Source organism: Aureimonas ureilytica, from assembly GCF_001475935.1.
In the GTDB taxonomy this organism is placed as follows: Bacteria; Pseudomonadota; Alphaproteobacteria; order Rhizobiales; family Rhizobiaceae; genus Aureimonas; species Aureimonas ureilytica_A.
Genome location: NZ_LDQA01000028.1, coordinates 80,701 through 98,587 on the forward strand (window position 1 = coordinate 80,701; position 17,887 = coordinate 98,587).

14 protein-coding genes are annotated in these 17,887 nt (G+C 64.6%); 10 read left to right on the forward strand and 4 right to left on the reverse strand.

All coding sequences use genetic code 11. The annotated features are described in order from the left end of the window. Positions 1–226: 226 nt before the first annotated feature. The gene (locus NS365_RS12850; RefSeq protein ID WP_058600687.1) at positions 227–1,321 is read left to right on the forward strand and encodes a pyridoxal phosphate-dependent aminotransferase; all 1,095 of its coding nucleotides are present in this window, start codon (positions 227–229) and stop codon (positions 1,319–1,321) included. A 49-nt stretch (positions 1,322–1,370) separates the two neighbouring features. Here the strand turns inward: NS365_RS12850 and NS365_RS12855 are convergent, their stop codons facing one another. After that, entirely contained in the window at positions 1,371–1,634 is a 264-nt protein-coding gene (locus tag NS365_RS12855; RefSeq protein WP_058600688.1) for a hypothetical protein, read from the reverse strand. Between the two features lie 776 nt (positions 1,635–2,410). Here NS365_RS12855 and NS365_RS12860 point away from each other — a divergent pair. Both NS365_RS12860 and NS365_RS12865 read left to right on the forward strand, forming a co-directional pair. Further along, complete coding sequence (locus NS365_RS12860) at positions 2,411–3,658, forward strand: porin (RefSeq protein WP_058600689.1); 1,248 nt, start codon at positions 2,411–2,413, stop codon at positions 3,656–3,658. Positions 3,659–3,951: 293 nt separating this feature from the next. Beyond that, positions 3,952–4,299, forward strand: a complete 348-nt coding sequence (locus tag NS365_RS12865) for a DUF2147 domain-containing protein (RefSeq protein ID WP_058600690.1) — start codon at positions 3,952–3,954, stop codon at positions 4,297–4,299. Between the two features lie 367 nt (positions 4,300–4,666). Here the strand turns inward: NS365_RS12865 and NS365_RS12870 are convergent, their stop codons facing one another. Next, positions 4,667–5,374 (reverse strand): glutathione S-transferase family protein, encoded by a 708-nt coding sequence (locus NS365_RS12870; RefSeq protein ID WP_058600691.1) that lies wholly within the window; start codon positions 5,372–5,374, stop codon positions 4,667–4,669. A 185-nt stretch (positions 5,375–5,559) separates the two neighbouring features. On the opposite strand from NS365_RS12870, the gene NS365_RS24510 reads away from it, so the two are divergent. From NS365_RS24510 to sbmA, 4 genes are all read left to right on the forward strand, one after another. Next, complete coding sequence (locus NS365_RS24510; protein WP_193753434.1) at positions 5,560–5,718, forward strand: hypothetical protein; 159 nt, start codon at positions 5,560–5,562, stop codon at positions 5,716–5,718. 76 nt (positions 5,719–5,794) lie between these two features. Beyond that, positions 5,795–7,297, forward strand: coding sequence for an AMP nucleosidase (locus tag NS365_RS12875; RefSeq protein ID WP_058600692.1), 1,503 nt, complete (start codon positions 5,795–5,797; stop codon positions 7,295–7,297). A gap of 4 nt (positions 7,298–7,301) precedes the next feature. Then, complete coding sequence (locus NS365_RS12880; protein ID WP_058600693.1) at positions 7,302–8,318, forward strand: endonuclease/exonuclease/phosphatase family protein; 1,017 nt, start codon at positions 7,302–7,304, stop codon at positions 8,316–8,318. A 106-nt stretch (positions 8,319–8,424) separates the two neighbouring features. After that, complete coding sequence (sbmA, locus tag NS365_RS12885) at positions 8,425–9,657, forward strand: peptide antibiotic transporter SbmA (RefSeq protein WP_058600932.1); 1,233 nt, start codon at positions 8,425–8,427, stop codon at positions 9,655–9,657. 18 nt (positions 9,658–9,675) lie between these two features. Here the strand turns inward: sbmA and NS365_RS12890 are convergent, their stop codons facing one another. After that, positions 9,676–11,340, reverse strand: coding sequence for an electron transfer flavoprotein-ubiquinone oxidoreductase (locus NS365_RS12890; protein WP_058600694.1), 1,665 nt, complete (start codon positions 11,338–11,340; stop codon positions 9,676–9,678). A gap of 194 nt (positions 11,341–11,534) precedes the next feature. Between NS365_RS12890 and NS365_RS12895 the strand changes: the two genes are divergently transcribed. Together NS365_RS12895 and NS365_RS12900 are read left to right on the forward strand one after the other, a co-directional pair. Next, positions 11,535–12,392, forward strand: a complete 858-nt coding sequence (locus tag NS365_RS12895; protein ID WP_058600695.1) for a uracil-DNA glycosylase — start codon at positions 11,535–11,537, stop codon at positions 12,390–12,392. 104 nt (positions 12,393–12,496) lie between these two features. Further along, positions 12,497–13,747 carry an MFS transporter gene (locus NS365_RS12900; RefSeq protein WP_058600696.1) on the forward strand — a complete coding sequence of 417 codons (1,251 nt, stop codon included), beginning with the start codon at positions 12,497–12,499 and terminating at the stop codon, positions 13,745–13,747. A gap of 61 nt (positions 13,748–13,808) precedes the next feature. Here NS365_RS12900 and NS365_RS12905 read toward each other — a convergent pair whose 3' ends face one another. Continuing rightward, complete coding sequence (locus NS365_RS12905; RefSeq protein ID WP_058600697.1) at positions 13,809–14,756, reverse strand: DMT family transporter; 948 nt, start codon at positions 14,754–14,756, stop codon at positions 13,809–13,811. A 313-nt stretch (positions 14,757–15,069) separates the two neighbouring features. Between NS365_RS12905 and pepN the strand changes: the two genes are divergently transcribed. Next, positions 15,070–17,718: an aminopeptidase N gene (gene pepN / locus NS365_RS12910; RefSeq protein ID WP_058600698.1), complete on the forward strand. Its 2,649-nt coding sequence runs from the start codon at positions 15,070–15,072 to the stop codon at positions 17,716–17,718. Positions 17,719–17,887 lie beyond the last annotated feature (169 nt).

A 17,887-nucleotide genomic window follows, 5' to 3' on the forward strand; every position in this document is an offset into this window, starting at 1 on the left:
ACCGCAAAGAGGGGAGCCCTGCGAAAGGTTCATCCCCATTCGAGGATCGAGAGGACCCTGAGTCCCCCCGAATCGCAGTCGAGACACGCCGGCGCGCCTCGAAACGCCGTCCGAATCCTCTGCTTCCCATTCACCGAGTCTGGCCTTTAAGAAGGAGTCTCACCGCCTCCCCGAGGACGCCTCCCGCCCCCGTTGTGTCGTCGCCTATAAATAAGGACTCTCCTCTATGCCGTTCACACCGCGCACACAGGCCCTTCCCGCGACGGTTCCCTTTGTCGGCCCGGAAGCGCTCGAGCGCCGGCTCGGTGTGCGCTTTGCGGCGCGCCTTGGCGCCAATGAAAGTGTGTTCGGCCCTTCGCCTCGCGTCCTCGACGCCATCGGCGAGGCGGCACGGGAAAGCTGGGCCTATGGCGACCCCGAGCATTTCGAACTGAAAGCCGCGCTGGCGGCGCATCATGGGCTGGAAAGCGCTTGCTTCGTCGCGGGCGAAGGCATCGACGGGTTGTTCGGCCTTCTCGCCCAACTGACCCTCGACCCCGGCGATCAGGTCGTCACGTCGCTGGGCGCCTATCCGACCTTCAATTATCATGTGACGGGACATGGCGGGCATCTCGATTTCGTGCCCTATCGCGAAGACCGGGAAGACATCGACGCCTTGATCGAGCGGATGCGGCTGACGGTGCCCAAGCTCGTTTATTTCGCCAACCCGGACAATCCGACCGGGAGCTGGCACGATTCCGCCTCGGTCGAGCGCTTGATGGACGCGGTGCCGCACGGAACGCTTCTGGTTCTCGACGAAGCCTATAGTGATCTGGCCCCCGCCTCCGCGCTGCCCCCGCTCATGCCGCTGCGGCCGAACGTGTTGCGCTTTCGGACCTTTTCCAAGGCCTATGGCATGGCGGGCGTGCGCGTCGCCTATGCGATCGGCGCGCCGGATGTCGTCAAGCAGTTCGACAAGGTGCGCAATCATTTCGGCCTGTCGCGCATTGCGCAGGCCGGCGCGGTGGCGGCCTTGGCGGACCAAGCCTATCTTCGGCAAACCATTGCGCGCATCGAGGCGGCGCGTGAGCGGCTGGCCGCGATCGCGCGGGATGCGGGCCTTCGCCCCTTACCCTCGGCAACGAATTTCGTCGCGATCGATTGCGGGCGCGATGGCGCCTATGCACGGCGCATTCTGGAACTCGTGCTGGCGCAGAATGTCTTCATCCGCATGCCCGGCGTCGCTCCGCTGGATCGCATGATCCGCGTGACAGTCGGACGAGACGAAGACCTCGATTTGTTTGGCACGGCCCTCAGGCACGCGATCGCCCAAGCGGGTTGATCAAAGGCAACTCATGCGAGGGCCGTGCTCAACGCTTTCCAAGCTGGCCTCAATTGCGGGCCAGCCATTCGCGGGCGGCGCGTTGGGCACGCGAGACCTGCGCCTTGGTCATCTGGGCGGTCATATCCTGGCGGTGAAAGGCCGCGCCTTCGACGCCCATGCGGTCGGCCAGATTGAAGTACATATGCGCGGACACGACTTGCGCGGCATCGCCGGCCAGACGCAGGCCCATGGCAAACAACGTGTCACCCAAGGACAGGCTTTCGCCCATCGCCGTACCGAAATTCGCGTCGTGAAGTTCAAAGCGTGCCATCGATCTCTTCCTATGTTGATCGCCCGACCTCGTGGGTTCGTAGGGGAAGGATGGCAGCGGCGATTGAATGAGCCTCTAAAATACTTGGATAATTCGAATTAAGTTGCTTGGAAGAATCTGAAAACCCTAACGGGTTGCTAGGCGTCCGCTCACTGCGGCCTGCCGATGAAGCCACAGCGGCAGTTCGAGATCCGCGACTTCACCCCCTTTCAGCTGCAACTTCCCGGTCAGGGACGGGACATCTCCGACGGTCGATCCGGCATGCCGATATTGGCAATCGCAGCCCGGGCGAGATGTGCGACGCGATCGACGCGCTTACCCCCCTTTTCCTGATCGCAACAGCGTTCGGCATGGCTCGAAGAGCGCATCGTCGCTGACGTCTTGCGACATGGCCTCGAGGCAAGCGGAACCGCACCGAACGCGCTTCCCCGGCAACAGATTTTGTCAGTCAGTATTATAATATAGAATTACGATGCCGCATCGCCAGAACAAAGCTGATAAAGCCGACCCTTTTGCGCTTGCGACAGATGTATGACAAGCACCGACGATTTTTGACAATAGAACCATTGTCATTCAGCCTTATGTTGTGATGCAAAGCTACAACTCGTCTCTTCGGCTAGCTGTTTTTTGGCTGGATTGCGGTGAAATGAGTCTTCTCCGTAGAAACGTTCATGTTAAACGAATTCGCGAGGGCCTCGTCGCTGCCGCAGGCTTTCGCCAACGAACCGAACGAGCTCGCTAGAAGCTCGATCCGAATGTTGACTGGAGAAAAGAACATGAACATCAAGAGCCTTCTTCTTGGCTCCGCTGCGGCCTTCGTAGCTATCACTGGCGCTCGTGCTGCTGACGCTGTCGTCGTCGCCGAGCCTGAGCCGGTCGATTACGTCCGCGTTTGCGACGTCTACGGCAAGGGCTTCTACTACATCCCGGGCACCGAGACCTGCCTCAGCGTCGGCGGTTACGTCCGTTTCCAGTATAACGTTGCCGGCTCCCCCGCCCGCAACCTGGAAGGCGACAAGTACCAGGCCGGCAGCGCGGTTCGCGCCCGTCTGAACTTCGACGCTCGCGAAGAGACCGAACTCGGCACCCTGCGCGCCTTCGCTCGCGTCCAGGCCACCAACAACACGATCGCTCAGCCCGACTCCTCGCTCGGCGCCAGCTACGTGATGGACCAGGCCTACATCCAGCTCGGCGGCCTGCTCGTCGGTTACCGCGACTCGCTCTGGACCTCGGGCGTCGGCGGTCTGGAAGACGGCCTGCTGACCGACACCGATCTCGTCGTCGGCGATTTCGGCACCAACCAGATCTCGTACACCTTCGCGGCGAACGGCTTCTCGGCCACGCTCGGCCTCGAAGACGACCGCACCGGCGACATCGTTCCCGATGTCCATGCCAAGCTGGTCTACTCGGGCGCCTGGGGCGGTGCTTACCTCTCGGCCGTCTATGACGAGACCTTCAACGCGAACAACGTGAGCGGCATCACGAATACCGTCACGATCAACGGCGTTCCGATCGCTTTGGTCGGCAACTTCCCGACGCTGCTGCGCGACGGCAACAACGACGCCTTCGCTCTGAAGGGCGGCGTCCTCCTCAAGAACCTGATCGCAGCCGACTCGCAGCTGAAGATCGAGGGTCACTACGCCTTCGATCCCACGATCTACGCCGGCATCACCACGGTCAACACGGTCAGCACGCTGTCCAGCAACCAGCTGACCAACGCTGGCACGCCGATCATCCTTGAATGGGCTGCTGGTGCAGGCTACGCGCAGAAGTTCGGCAAGGTCGGCCTCGCGGTCTCCGGCCAGTACGGCAAGACCTTCGACATGCGCCTCGTGTCCCCGGTCAACGGCCGCACGTTTATCGGCGACGGCGAGTACTGGGCGGCGGTCGGCAACGTCGGCTACGCGATCACCAACAACTTCGCGGCTCTGGCCGAAGTCTCGTACAAGAACGTCGACTTCGCCGCTCCGGTCGGCGACGTCCACCAGACGTCGGGCTTCCTGCGCCTGCAGCGCAACTTCTAATCCGACCAAGTTCCTGCGGGCTCCGGCCCGCAGGTTTCGCCGGCCCGCCGGCACCTACATGACCTGCCCTCCAGCAAGTCGCATCAGGGCCGTTGGAGTTTCGTCCACCCATCGGCCAAGCATGGAGCCGTTCCGCGCGAGTGGAACGGCTTTCGTCGTTGGGATGCGCTTTGCACCGGCTGCGCCTCGCGATGCACCGATTCCCGTTATCGTTTCCTGCGAACGCGCTCCGTTCCCCTTGAAGCCTCACCACTCTGGCTCATCTGGACTCACTGCGTCCTGCAGGATTTTCGATGCCCAAGCTATTCTTCCTCGCCTGTCTCGCCTCGCCCTTCATGCCGCTTCCAGCCATGGCCGAGCCGATTCTCGGCACGTGGCGCCTATCGAATGGGGAAACGGTCACCTATTCACGATGCGGGGCAAGTTTCTGCTCGCGTGTCGAAACCGGACGCTATCAGGGCCGATCCGTGGGACGGATGGATGGCGGAGCACCGACCTATACCGGCACGGTAATCGACCCGCGCGACGGCAAGAGCTACGATGGCCGCGCCGAGGTGAAAGGCGACAAGCTGGTGCTCACGGGCTGCGTTGCTCGCATCTTTTGCCGATCCCAGACCTGGAGCCGCCATCGCGGGGGCTGATAGGCCCCTTTCTTTGGGATGGGGGGTGGGGGAGCTAGGCCCCATTTCCTTCGTCGCGCGATCAAGCCGTCGAAGGGAAAGCCAGATGGTCGTCCCTCTTCTTCCCATCTCGCGGAAGTCGAAAAGCAGGTGGGTCGCGGGGTGGAACCGGAGTTCGGAACGCCGGCTCGTCGATCAGCCAGCCACTCGAACTCATGCCGTTCCAACACGACCCTACTTCAACACGACCCTACGCGGTCGAGCGAAACAGGGACGGCGGCTCGCTCGCCTCGTCCATCGAAGCTATCACCGCGAATAGGTGTCGACTGGCCGTCATGCCGATTGGAAAAGCGAGGCAGGTTCGACACCTGCCTCGCGAGCGACGCGCCTATCGCGCCTTCTGACCGAACAGAACGCCTTGCGCTGCCTTGTCCTGCGCCAGGTTGAGCTTTTCGCGCTCCTCCTTACCGACCGCCAAGCCCCGCTCCACCGCAGGCCGCGCCTTCATCCGCTCGAACCACGCCTTCAGATGCGGGAAGTCGTCGAGCGATTGGCCCTGATTGGCATGGGGAACGATCCAGCCGATGCAGGCCATGTCCGCAATGGAATAGTCACCGGCCAGAAAGTCCCGCCCGGCGAGGCGCTTGTTCATGACGCCGTACAGGCGGTTGACCTCGTTCGTGTAGCGATCGATCCCATAGGCGATCTTTTCGGGCGCATATTGCCGGAAGTGATGGGCTTGTCCGGCCATGGGTCCGAGGCCGCCGACCTGCCAGAACAGCCATTCCTCCACCGCGACACGAGCGCGCTCGTCGCCCGGATAGAAGCGGCCGAACTTTCGACCGAGATATTGCAGGATCGCGCCCGACTCGAAAACCGAGATCGGCTCCCCGCCTGGCCCCTCGGGATCGACAATGGCCGGCATCCGATTGTTGGGCGAGATGGCGAGGAACTCGGGCTTGAACTGATCGCCCGCGCCGATGTTGACGAGCTTCAGCTCGTAGGGGACGCCCAGTTCCTCCAGCATGATGGAGATTTTCCAGCCATTGGGGGTCGGCCAGTAATGGAGTTCGATCGGCTTGGTCTGCTGCGTCATAGCGCTGGGGCTCCAACCATGTCTGAGGCCCTGATGTAAGAAGCTCAGGGCGTGGCCGACAAGACCTCTCCGTTTCGCGCCCTCGCCCCTACCGGAGGCCGAGTGTGAACGAAGTCTGAACTCCGCCGCCAGTTCGGGTTCAGCTTCGTCAGGCAGAATCGGCGTCTGATCCTGGGGAGACCACCATGCCCGTTCGTCTTGCCGTGCTATGCAGCCTTCTGGCGCTCTTTGCCTTCGGCTTTTCGGAGCTGGTGGAGTCCAAGCAGCACATTCCCGGCATTGGCGTGGCCAGCGCGGGCTGCCTCGACCGCGGCATGGTCTGCGGTAAACATACGGCCGATTGATCTCCCTCCCTGGCGGACGCCGATTTTCGGTGAGCGGGCTCATTCCCGTGCCTCGTCCGCTCGGCTATGAGAAGCCATGACCGAGCCACTCACGAGTTCGCCCATGTCGTCCTTCATCATGCCCCCTCGTGACGAGGCGCGCCCCTTTCTGGATGCCGAACAGGCGGTCGCCGAACTGACGCGCCTTTACCGCCTGTCGGTCGAGTTTCTGTGCGATCGGTTCGACGAGGTGCTTCAAACCGGCGACACCTCGCGCCGCTTCCGCGCCTTCTATCCCGAAGTCTCCCTGCAGACGGTCGGCCATGCCAGAATCGACTCGCGCATGTCCTTCGGCTTCGTGCCGGGACCCGGCACCTACGCCACGACCGTGACCCGGCCCGACCTGTTCGACCATTATCTGATCGAGCAGCTGGAACAGCTTCTGAAGAATCACGGCCAGCCGATCCTGGTCGGACCGTCGCAGACGCCCATTCCGATCCATTTCGCCCTGCCAGAAGGCACCTATGTCGACGGCGTTCTGGCGGAAAAACTCGACAAGCCGCTGCGCGATATTTTCGACGTGCCCGATCTTGCCGCGACCGACGACCGGATCGTCAACGGCAATTTCGAGCCGCAGCCGGGCGAGCCCCTCCCGCTCGCGCCTTTCACGGCGCAGCGCGTCGATTACTCGCTGATGCGTCTGGCGCACTATACCGCCACCAGTCCGCGACACTTCCAGAACTTCGTCCTGTTCACGAACTACCAGTTCTATGTGGACGAGTTCTGCATCATGGCGCGCCGGCTGATGGACGCGGGCGGGCGCGGCTATGACAGTTTCGTCGAACCGGGCAATATCGTGACCCGCTCGGGCACTGCGGAGCCCGAAAGCGGCGTCGCGCCGGTGCGGATGCCGCAGATGCCGGCCTACCACCTGACGCGGCCGGACGGCAGCGGCATCACCATGGTCAATATCGGCGTCGGCCCGAGCAACGCCAAGACGATCACCGACCACGTGGCCGTGTTGCGGCCCCATGCCTGGCTGATGCTCGGCCATTGCGCCGGCCTTCGCAACACGCAAGCGCTCGGCGACTATGTGCTCGCCCACGCCTATGTGCGCGAAGACCATGTGCTCGACGCGGATCTGCCGGTCTGGGTGCCGATCCCGCCGCTGGCGGAAGTGCAGGTGGCGCTCGAAAAGGCGGTGGCCGATGTCACGGGCCTCGAAGGCTACGATCTGAAGCGCATCATGCGCACGGGAACGGTCGCCACGATCGACAATCGCAACTGGGAGCTTCGCGACCAGACGGGGCCGGTGCAGCGCCTGTCGCAGTCTCGCGCCATCGCCCTCGACATGGAATCGGCCACGATCGCGGCCAACGGATACCGCTTCCGCGTGCCCTACGGCACGCTTCTCTGCGTCTCGGACAAGCCGTTGCATGGCGAATTGAAGCTGCCGGGCATGGCGACCGAGTTCTATAAGCGGCAGGTCTCGCAGCATCTGGAGATCGGCATCCGCACCATGCAGAGCCTCGCCGACATGCCGCACGAGGCGCTGCATTCGCGCAAGCTGCGCTCCTTCTTCGAGACGGCCTTCCAGTAAGATCATGGGGCTTCGACTCTGGGGCCGCAGGGCCCTCACCTTCGCGGCGCTCGCCGGCGGCGCCTGCATCGCTGCGGGCTTCTTCGGCGCGGCCTTTCATCCCTTCGACAGCGTCAGCCATTTCCGGCTGACGCTCGCGCTGGCGCTCGTCCTCGTGGCGCTTGTCGCCATTCCGGCGCGCGCGCATCTGGCCGGCGCCCTCGCGTTCGGCTTCGCCCTCCTGGGGCTGGCGACCACATTGCCCATGCTTCTGCCGCAGGATGAGGCGACGGCGCCGACGGGGCAGCCGAGCTACACGCTGCTTCAGATGAACCTTCTTTATGATGCTGGCGACAAGGCCGAGGCGATCCGGCGCATTGCCGAAACGCGGCCCGACGTCGTGACACTCGAAGAGGTGACGGACGAGTGGCGCGCGCTGTTCGAGGTGATTTCCGAGCGCTATCCATTCCAGACCTATTGCGGCCTCGAAAACGATCGCGACGGAGTGGCCATCCTGTCGCGCCGACCCTTTCTGGGTGAAGCTCTGTGCCAGCCCCGCCATGGGCGCGTGACGCAAGGCGTGGACCTCAACGGCCGGAACGTCGCCGTCACGGCGCTGCATCTCGATTGGCCTTGGCCGAAACACCATTGGACGCAGATCGCCGAGATGAGTCCCAGCCTGCCGGCGGGCGATCGTCCGGCGCTTCTGGGTGGCGATTTCAACGCCGCGCCCTGGAGCGCGGCGGTGCGCGCGGTGGCGAATGCCGCCGGACTTCGCATCGTGGACGGGATCGGGCCGACCTGGCTGACCATCCAGTTCCGCGCCTTCTGGCCGCGCTGGCTTGGCCTGCCGATCGACCAACTCATGGTTTCGCCCGATATCATGGTGGAAGCGGTCGAGACTCTGGCGCGCACGAGTTCGGACCATCTCCCGGTTCTCCTGCGCTTTTCCGTGCGCCCCAGCGAGCCGCCTCCCCCGCGGAGCGCCGCCGAGCCGACCACGGCCGCGCTCCGCCCCCCATCGCCGCGCGGCGGGGCCTGACTGGGCTCGCGCAAGCCAACATGAATTTCCTGTCATGACAGAAGCTTAACGAGCTCTCGAGCGCGTGATCTGCGAACAATCGGCGCGCCATGGGAGCTTCGCGTCGATGTTCGTATCCTTCTTTCCCCGCCCCCGCCTGTTCTTCGGCTCGGCCCTTCTTTGGACGCTGGCCTGCGCCGCCTTCTGGTATGCGGCCGCGCGCCCGTTCGGGCATCATCTGGGCTTTGGCGAAGGCGGGGAAACCGTCGGCATCTCGGCCTTCTGGTCACCCCTCTTTTTGTGGTTCTACCTTTATTTTGCGGCCTGCGTGTCGCTGTTCGCCAGCGTCTGGCAGCGCATCGCGCCGCATCCCTGGGCGCGCTGGTCGATTCTCGGCTCGGCGCTCATCCTCTTCCTAACCTACTTCCAGGTGCAGATCTCGGTCGCCGTCAACACGTGGTACGGGCCATTTTACGACCTCATTCAGGCCGCGCTCTCGCATGAGCATCCGGTCACGACGGGCGACATCTATCGTAGCTTCCTGACCTTCGGTGGGCTGGCGCTCGTCGCCGTCTCGGTCGGCGTTCTCACGAGCTTCTTCGTCAGCCATTACGTGTTCCGCTGGCGGCAGGCGATGAACGAATTCTATATGGCGCACTGGTCGGCGCTGCGCGGTGTGGAAGGCGCTTCGCAGCGCATCCAGGAAGACACGATGCGCTTTGCCACGACCGTGGAAGGGCTCGGCGTCAGCCTGATCCAGGCCGTGCTGACGCTGGTCGCGTTCCTGCCGATCCTGCTCGGTCTGTCCTCGGCGATCCGCTCCTTGCCTCTCGTCGGCGAAGTGCCTCACGCGCTCGTCATCGCGGCGCTGCTCTGGTCCGTGTTCGGGACGGGTTTCCTGGCGCTGGTCGGCATCAAGCTACCGGGTCTCGAATTCAGCAATCAGAAGGTCGAGGCCGCCTATCGCAAGGAACTGGTGATCGGCGAGGATCGCGCCGACCGCGCTCAGCCGCCGACGGTGCGGGCGCTGTTCGCCGATGTCCGGCAGAACTATTTCCGCCTCTACTTCCACTACATGTATTTCAACGTCGCTCGCATCTTCTACCTGCAGGCGGACGTGATCTTCCCCTATCTCGTTCTAGCCCCCACGATCGCGGCCGGGGCGATCACGCTCGGCGTCATGAATCAGATCCTCAACGCGTTCGAACAGGTGCGCAGCTCGTTCCAATATCTGGTGACGAGCTGGACCACGATCGTGGAGCTTCTCTCGATCTTCAAGCGTCTGCGCGCCTTCGAGGGCATGATCGGGACGGACACGCCCGTCCCGGCCTATGGCGAGGCCCTTCCCGCCGCCGAGTGAGGACGGCAGGCCGGCCGGTCACATCGTCCCGTAGACCGGCCCCTCGCCGCCTTGCGGCGGCACCCAGGTGATGTTGCCGTTCGGGTCCTTGATGTCGCAGGTCTTGCAGTGGACGCAGTTCTGCGCGTTGATGACGTAGCGCGGATCGGCCGGGTTGGTCTCGTCCCACTCATAGACCGCCGCCGGGCAGTAGCGCTGGCTGAGCCCGGCATAGCGATCGTGCTCCGAACTCTTCTGCAGGCCCATATCCTTCACCCGAAGATGGACCGGCTGGTCTTCCTCGTGATTGGTGTTGGACAGGAAGACCGAGGACGTTCGGTCGAACGTCAGAACGCCATCGGGCTTGGGGTAGACGAGCGGCTTGTGCTGATCCGCCGGCTCGGTGGACTCGGCGTCCGTCTTGCCATGCGGCATCGTGCCGAAGAAGGACAGGCCGAGAAGCTGGTTGGTCCACATGTCGAGCGCGCCGAGCGCCACACCCAGCCCCGTGCCGAAGCGGGACCAGAGCGGCTTGACGTTGCGCACGCGATAGAGGTCCTGCCCGATGGGCGAGGCGCGCCAGCCGTTCTCGTAGTCCTTGAGAAGATCGGCCGAGCGCCCTTCCGCGATCGCCTTGGCCGCAGCCTCGGCGGCCTGCATGCCCGAGGAGATGGCGTTGTGAACACCCTTGATGCGCGGGACGTTGACGAGGCCGGCAGAACAGCCGATCAGTGCGCCGCCGGGGAAGACCAGGTTCGGCACCGACTGATAGCCCCCTTCCGTGATCGCGCGCGCGCCATAGGCGAGGCGCTTGCCGCCCTGCAGCAGCTCGGCGATATCGGGGTGCGTCTTGAAGCGCTGGAATTCCTCGAACGGGCTAAGATAGGGGTTTTTGTAGTTTAGGTGCGTGACGAAGCCGACATAGACCTGATTGTTTTCGAGGTGATACAGGAACGAGCCGCCGCCCGTGGCCATATCCAGCGGCCAGCCGAAGGAATGCTGGATGAGGCCGGGCTTGGCCTTGGCCGGGTCGATCTGCCAGAGCTCCTTGATGCCGAGGCCGAATTTCTGCGGCTCGCGGTTCACGTCCAGCCCATGATGGCGGATCAGCTGCTTGGCGAGCGAGCCGCGCACGCCCTCGCCGATCAGCACATATTTGCCCATCAGGGCCATGCCGCGCTGGAAATTCGGCCCCGGCTCGCCCGAGCGCTCGATGCCCATGTCGCCGGTGGCGACGCCGATGACACGGTCCTGATCGTCGGTCAGGAGTTCGCCGGCCGCAAAGCCCGGATAGATTTCGACGCCGAGCCCTTCGGCCTTCTCGGCCAGCCATTTGCAGACGAGGCCGAGCGAGACGACGTAATTGCCGTGATTGCTCATGAGCTTGGGCATCAGGGCATTGGGCAGGCGCACCGCGCCGTGCGAGCCGTAGAGATAGAACCGATCCTCGGTGACGGGCTGGCGAATCGGCGTGTCTTCCTGCCGCCATTCGGGCAGGAGCTTGTCGAGCGAGGAGGGATCGAGCACGCAGCCGGACAGGATATGCGCGCCGACCTCGGAGCCCTTTTCGAGCACGACGACGGAGAGGTCGGGATTGACCTGCTTCAGCCGGATCGCCGCCGACAAACCGGCCGGACCCGCGCCCACGATCACGACGTCGAACTCCATCGATTCCCGCTCGGGCAGGGTTTCGCTCTCCGTCATCAGGACCTCCGCAGCATTTTCGACGTTTTCTGAAATGCTTCTAACGGAATGTTCATGGGTATGTCTTCCCGATGTAGCAAGACACACGGGTTTATGACGCAAGGCACGCCGGGGTCATCCAACGGTTTGCGGGTCGGGCCCGATCCGGTAAGACGAGGCACATGACGAGGGCTCAGCCAGACGCAGGTGAACGGATGGGAGAGGCGCTGAGCGCCCTTCTCGACTGGTACGCGCGCGCCGGCATTCAGAGTTTTGTGGGCGAAGCGCCGCGCGATCGGTTTGCGGAAACCGAAGCCGAGACCGAGCGGCGCAAAGGAAGCCGCCCGGCCTCCGGCCCTGCCGCCGCACAGACAGCCGCCTCGCCCGGCACCTTCCCCGAGCGACGCAGCACGGTTCTCGCGCCTCCTCCCCGCCCCGCGCCTGCCATCGCGCTGCGCTCCGACGAGGCGCTGGCGACCGAAGCGCGGGAGCAAGCGGCGCGCGCGGGCTCGCTCGCGGAGCTTCAAGTGCTTCTCGCCGATTTCACAGGCTGCGGCCTCAAGGCGACGGCCAAGAATCTCGTGTTTGGCAACGGCTCGGAAACGGCCGATCTGATGTTCGTGGGCGAAGCGCCGGGGCGCGACGAGGATCTGGCGGGCGAGCCCTTCGTGGGGCGCTCGGGCCAGTTGCTCGACCGGATGCTCGGCTCGATCGGGCTGAAGCGCGAGGACGTGCGCGTCACCAACACCGTGCCCTGGCGCCCGCCCGGCAACCGCACACCGACCCCGGCCGAGACCGAGACCTGCCTGCCCTTCACGCTGCGCCATATCGAGCTGGTGAATCCGCGCGTGCTCGTCTGTCTCGGCTCGCCCTCGGCCAAGGCGCTGCTGCGCACCGACGAAGGCATCATGCGGCTTCGCGGGCGCTGGTCCAGCGTGACGCTGCCGAACGGCGCGGCGCTGCCGACCATGGCCATGCTGCACCCCGCCTATCTCCTGCGCCAGCCCAGCCAGAAGCGTCTGGCCTGGCGCGATCTGCTGACGCTGAAACAGGCGCTCGACGCCAAGGGCTGAGGTCTCTATCGACCAGCCGACACGATCCGTCGTCAATTTGGGTGCGCCGCAGCGCGGACTGCGCTACTTCCAGAAAGCCCTACGCTTCAGCCCGGAATTGCCCCATGCGCGCCGACATCCTGCCGATCGTCTCGCTGCTTCTCTCCACCTTCTTCCTGATGGCGGGCGCGGGGCTTCAAGGCATCCTCCTGCCCGTGCGCGCGGCGATCGAAGGCTGGAGCCCTTATGAGATCGGCTTGATGGGGACGGGTTATGCCGTGCTCTTCACGATCGGCTGCGTCGTCATGCCGGCCATCGTGCGCTCGGCGGGGCATGTGCGCACCTTCTCCTCGCTCGCCGCGCTGCTGGCAATCTCGGTTTTGCTGAACGGGCTGATCGTGCATCCCGTCGCCTGGATTCTGGCGCGGGGTCTGGCCGGCTTCGCGCTGGCGGGCGCCTACATGGTCATCGAAAGCTGGCTGAACGAGCGTGTGACCAACGAAACGCGCGGGCGCATCTTCTCGCTCTACATGGTCATCTCCATGGCGGCGATGATCGGTGGGCAATTCGCCATGCCGATCGCCCGGCCAGAACTCGCGGCCGGCTTTATGATCTGCGCCATTCTCTATGCGCTGGCCGTGATCCCGACGGCGCTGTCGCGCGCCGAAAGCCCCAAGCCGCTGACGCAGGTGCGGCTTGATCTCGCCGCGATCTATCGCAACTCGCCGGCCGCCGTGATGGGCGTCTTCGCCTCTGGCATCCTGTCGGGTGCCTGGACCAACATGGCCCCCGTGTTCGGCCAGAAGATCGGCCTGTCCACCGCCGAAATCTCGACGCTTCTGGTTTCCACCATGGCCGGCGGGGCGGTTCTGCAGGTGCCGCTCGGCCGCCTGTCGGACCGGATCGACCGGCGCGCCGTGATGGTGTTGGCCGGGATGATCGGCATGGGCGCGGCCGCCTTCGCGCTTATCGGCTGGTCCGGCAACACGCTCGGCCTCTTCGCCATCGCCTTCGTGATCGGCGGCGTCATCTATCCCGCCTATTCGCTGGCGGTCGCTCATGCCAATGACTTCGCCGAGCCGGCCGATTTCGTGAAGATTTCGGGCGGGCTGCTCATTCTCTACGGGTTCGGCACGATGGGCGGGCCGATGCTGGCGGCCTGGCTGATGGAGCGCGGCGGCCCGACCGGCATCTTCGTGGCGACCGGTGGGGCGCATCTGGCGCTCGCCGCCTATGCGGCCTACCGCATGGCGCGCCGTCAGGCGGTGCCGGCCGAGGATCGCGACGACTTCCAGTCCGTCCCCTTCGCCCGCACGCAGACGCCGGCGTCCTTCGAACTCGACCCGCGCGCGGAAGCGAACGCAGCGGGAGAGTAAGAGGCGGTCCGGAAAGCGCCGCCGAGCTGACACGGTGGACTTTTCGGACGGGCTCTAAGATTCAACCCTGCGGCGAGGACACGCGGCGCGCCTTGCGCCGTTCGATCCCGAGCCGATGCTCGCGATAGATGATGAAGACGCCCGAGCCGATCACGATGGCCGCGCCGATGAGCGTCGTCGCCTGGATGGTCTCGCCGAAGAACTGGACGCCGATCGCGATAGCCAGAAGCATGGACGTGTATTCGAAGGGCGCGATGGTGGACGTGTCCGCATAGCGATAGCAGGCCGTCAGCAGAAGCTGCGCGACGCCGCCGCACAGGCCGGAAATCACCAGCGCGGCGAGCTGCGCCGGGTTCGGCCAGACCCAGCCGAAAACGATGGTCGACAGGGCGACGAGGCTGGATGTCAGCGAGAAATAGACGACGATGGTGGGCGTGCGCTCCTTTCGCACGAGACGGCGCACTTGGATCATCGCGATGGCCGCAAAAGCGGCGCCGCCGATCGAGGCCAGAATGCCATAGGCGCGATCGGGGTCGGCGTGCTCGGCCGTGAGCGTGAAATTGGGCGCGGCGACGACCAGAATGCCAAACAGCCCGACCAGCACCGCCGCCCAGCGATAGGCGCGCACGGTTTCCTTCAGGAACAGTGCCGCGAAGATCACCGTCAGCAAGGGCGAGGCATAGGAGATGGCGATCCATTCGGGATAGGGCAGCCGCGACAGGGCGAAGAAGCCGAGCCCCATGGACGTAACGCCGATGATGCCGCGCAGGAAATGGCCCCCGATATCGTCCGTGCGCAAAGCCGTTCGGAATTCGCCGAGATAGGCGAGATAGATCACGACTGGCACCAGCGCGAAGAACGAGCGGAAGAACACGAGCTGGCCCGCCGGAATGGTCTCGCCCAGCGTCTTCAGCGCGGTCTGCATCCCCACGAAGATGATGACGGACAGAACCTTCAGCCCAATGCCGATCATGGGCTGGTGGACGGGCGCGGCGGGGGGAGAACTCATCGGATCATGCTTCGGCTTGTCGCCCGCGAGCCTCAAGGCTCATCAGGCGGAGCGGCCGGCCGCCCGCGACGCAAACTGGGCGACGGCCCGGATAAAGGGGGTGATAGGCAAGTCGCCCCGGCGCGTCGAGGCGGGAACGTCATATCGCGAGGCAACTTGCGTTCGCCTTCGACATAGTGCGTGAACGCGCAAGCGCGATGCTGCCCAAGCGCGATGCTGCTCAAACGCGATGTCGGCCAAGCGCCAGGTTGGCAAAAAGGCCGATAGAGCGCTATCCCAGCGGGAACGACTCTTCCGAAAGGCGAGACCTCCCATGCTGCGGACCGACGACGGACATATCATTCGCCTCGAAGACTATCGGCCGACCGATTTCGCGATCCATCATGTCGAGATGCTGGTGCGGCTCATGGAAGGCGCGGCGGAGGTCGTCACCGACATCACGTTGGAACGCCGGCCCGAGACCTCCGAGACGGCGCCGCTTGTGCTGGATGGCGACGAGCTGGTGCTGACCGGCCTCCATCTGAACGGCGAGCCGGTCACGGCCGAGCAGTTCGACGCGAGCCCCGATCAGCTCACGGTGCGCGGCCTGCCGGCTCGCGGACGCTTCGTGCTGCGGGTCGAGACCCGGCTTTCGCCTGAAACCAACACGCAGCTGATGGGCCTCTACCGCTCCAACGGCGTCTGGTGCACGCAATGCGAGGCGGAGGGCTTTCGCCGCATCACCTATTTCTTGGACCGGCCGGACGTGCTCGCGACCTATCGCGTGCGGCTCGAGGCCGATCGCGCGAGCGCGCCGGTGCTCCTGGCCAATGGCAATCCGATGGAGTCGGGCGAACTGGACGGTAGCCGGCATTTCGCCGTCTGGGACGACCCGCATCCCAAGCCCTCCTATCTCTTCGCGCTGGTTGCGGGCGATCTTGACCCGCTGGAGGACCGCTTCACCACTGCGAGCGGCCGGAACGTCAAGCTCGTCATCTTCACAGAGAAGGGTCTGAGCCACCGGGCGACCTACGCGATGGACGCGCTGAAGCGCTCCATGGTCTGGGACGAGCGGCGCTTCGGGCGCGAATACGATCTCGACGTGTTCAACATCGTCGCCATTTCCGACTTCAACATGGGGGCGATGGAGAACAAGGGTCTTAACGTCTTCAACCATAAATACGTGCTGCTCGACCCAGACACCGCGACCGATAGCGACTATGCCGGTGTCGAAACGGTGATCGCGCACGAATATTTCCACAACTGGACGGGCAATCGCATCACCTGCCGCGACTGGTTCCAGCTCTGCCTGAAAGAGGGCCTGACCGTCTATCGCGACCAGGAATTCTCGGCCGACGAGCGCTCGCGCCCGGTCAAGCGCATCAGTTCCGTCCACGGCTTGAAAGCGCAGCAATTCCCCGAGGATCAGGGGCCGCTTCAGCATCCCGTGCGCCCGACGCGCTACCGTGAGATCAACAATTTCTACACGGCGACCGTCTACGAGAAGGGCGCAGAGTTGGTGCGCATGATCGAAACGATCCTCGGCGCCGAGAATTTCCGCTCCGGCATGGATCTCTATTTCGAGCGCCATGACGGCGAAGCGGCGACGATCGAGGATTTCCTGCGCTGCTTCGAGGAAGCCGGCGATACGGACCTCTCGCAATTCGCCCTTTGGTATCATCAGGCCGGCACGCCGACGCTGACGATCACCGAGCAATATGACGGCGGCCAACTGACGCTGATCTTGGAGCAGGACCTCGCCAAGGGCGCGGCGGGCACCGGCACGCACCCGTTCCATATGCCGATCCGCTTTGGACTGGTGAGCCGAGCGGGCGAGGATTTGGCGATCGAGCCGGTGGCCGGCGAAGCCGAGATCGAGGGCGACGTCATTCACCTGACGACGAGCCGGGCGGAACTCGTGTTCGAGGTCGGTGGCGAGCGCCCGCTGGTTTCGATCCTGCGTGACTTCTCGGCTCCCGTGACCCTGCGCCACGACCAGCCGCGCGAGGCCCGGTTGGCACTGGCCGCGCTCGACCCCAATCCGTTTGGTCGCTGGCGGGCGTTGACCGATCTCACGGGCGACATGCTGCGCAGCGCGTCGCTGAGCGAGACCGAAGGGCGCGGGGCCACTTATGATCCGGCGGTGATCGAGGCTCTGTGCCGCTCGGCGTCCGACGAAGCGCTGGAGCCCGCCTTGCGGGCGCTGATGGTGACCCTGCCGGGCGAGCCTGAAATCGCGCGCCTGATCGGCAGCGAGATCGACCCCGAAGCCATCCACCGCGCCCGGCGCGGGGCGCTGCGGGCTTTGGCGGAGGCCGGTGGGCCTGAGTTCGAGCGGTTGCGCGCGTCGCTATCGGATGGCTCCGCGCCCTTCAGCGCGGATGCGGCCAGCGCAGGCCGGCGCGCCCTTCGCGCCGCGCTCCTGCCGGCTGTCGCCATCGCGCAGACATCGGCTGCGCCTCTCTTTGCGGAGTTTGAACAGGCGAGCAACATGACCGACCGGCTGTCGGCCATCAGTGCGCTGGTGCAGCTATTCCCCGGCAGCGACGAGACGCGGTCCGCCCTCGACGCCTTTTATCGGCGCTTCGAGAGTGATGCGCTGGTGCTCGACAAGTGGTTCACCCTGCAGGCGACCGCACCGAGCGACGGCAGCGTCGAAGCGATGGAACGGCTGCGCCAGCATCCCAAGTTCACGCTCGGCAACCCGAACCGCGCGCGCGCTCTGATCGGGGGCTTTGCGAGCGGCAACCAGCGCGGGTTCAATCGCGCCGATGGCGCGGGCTATCGCTGGGTGGCCGAGCAACTGGGCGAGCTGGATCGGCTCAACCCACAGACGGCGGCCCGTCTTGCCACGGCCTTCCGCTCCTGGCGCTCCTTCGACGCGCCCCGCCGCGCGGCGGCCGAGGCCGCCTTGCGCGACCTCGCCAGCCGGAACGACCTGTCGCGCGACCTGTCGGACATTCTGACACGCACGCTCGGCTGATCACCGCAGCACTTTTTCAGAACGCCGCGCCGCCATTGTGCCGTGCGGCGTTTTGCCGTTTTCGTGAACAAAATCAGCGTTCCGGGCCTTGCCGTTTCGATGTTCACGATTTGTTAACTGCGTTTGAAGGAAATCTTGTGAAAACCCTGTGTGCGGGCCGCAACAGCAA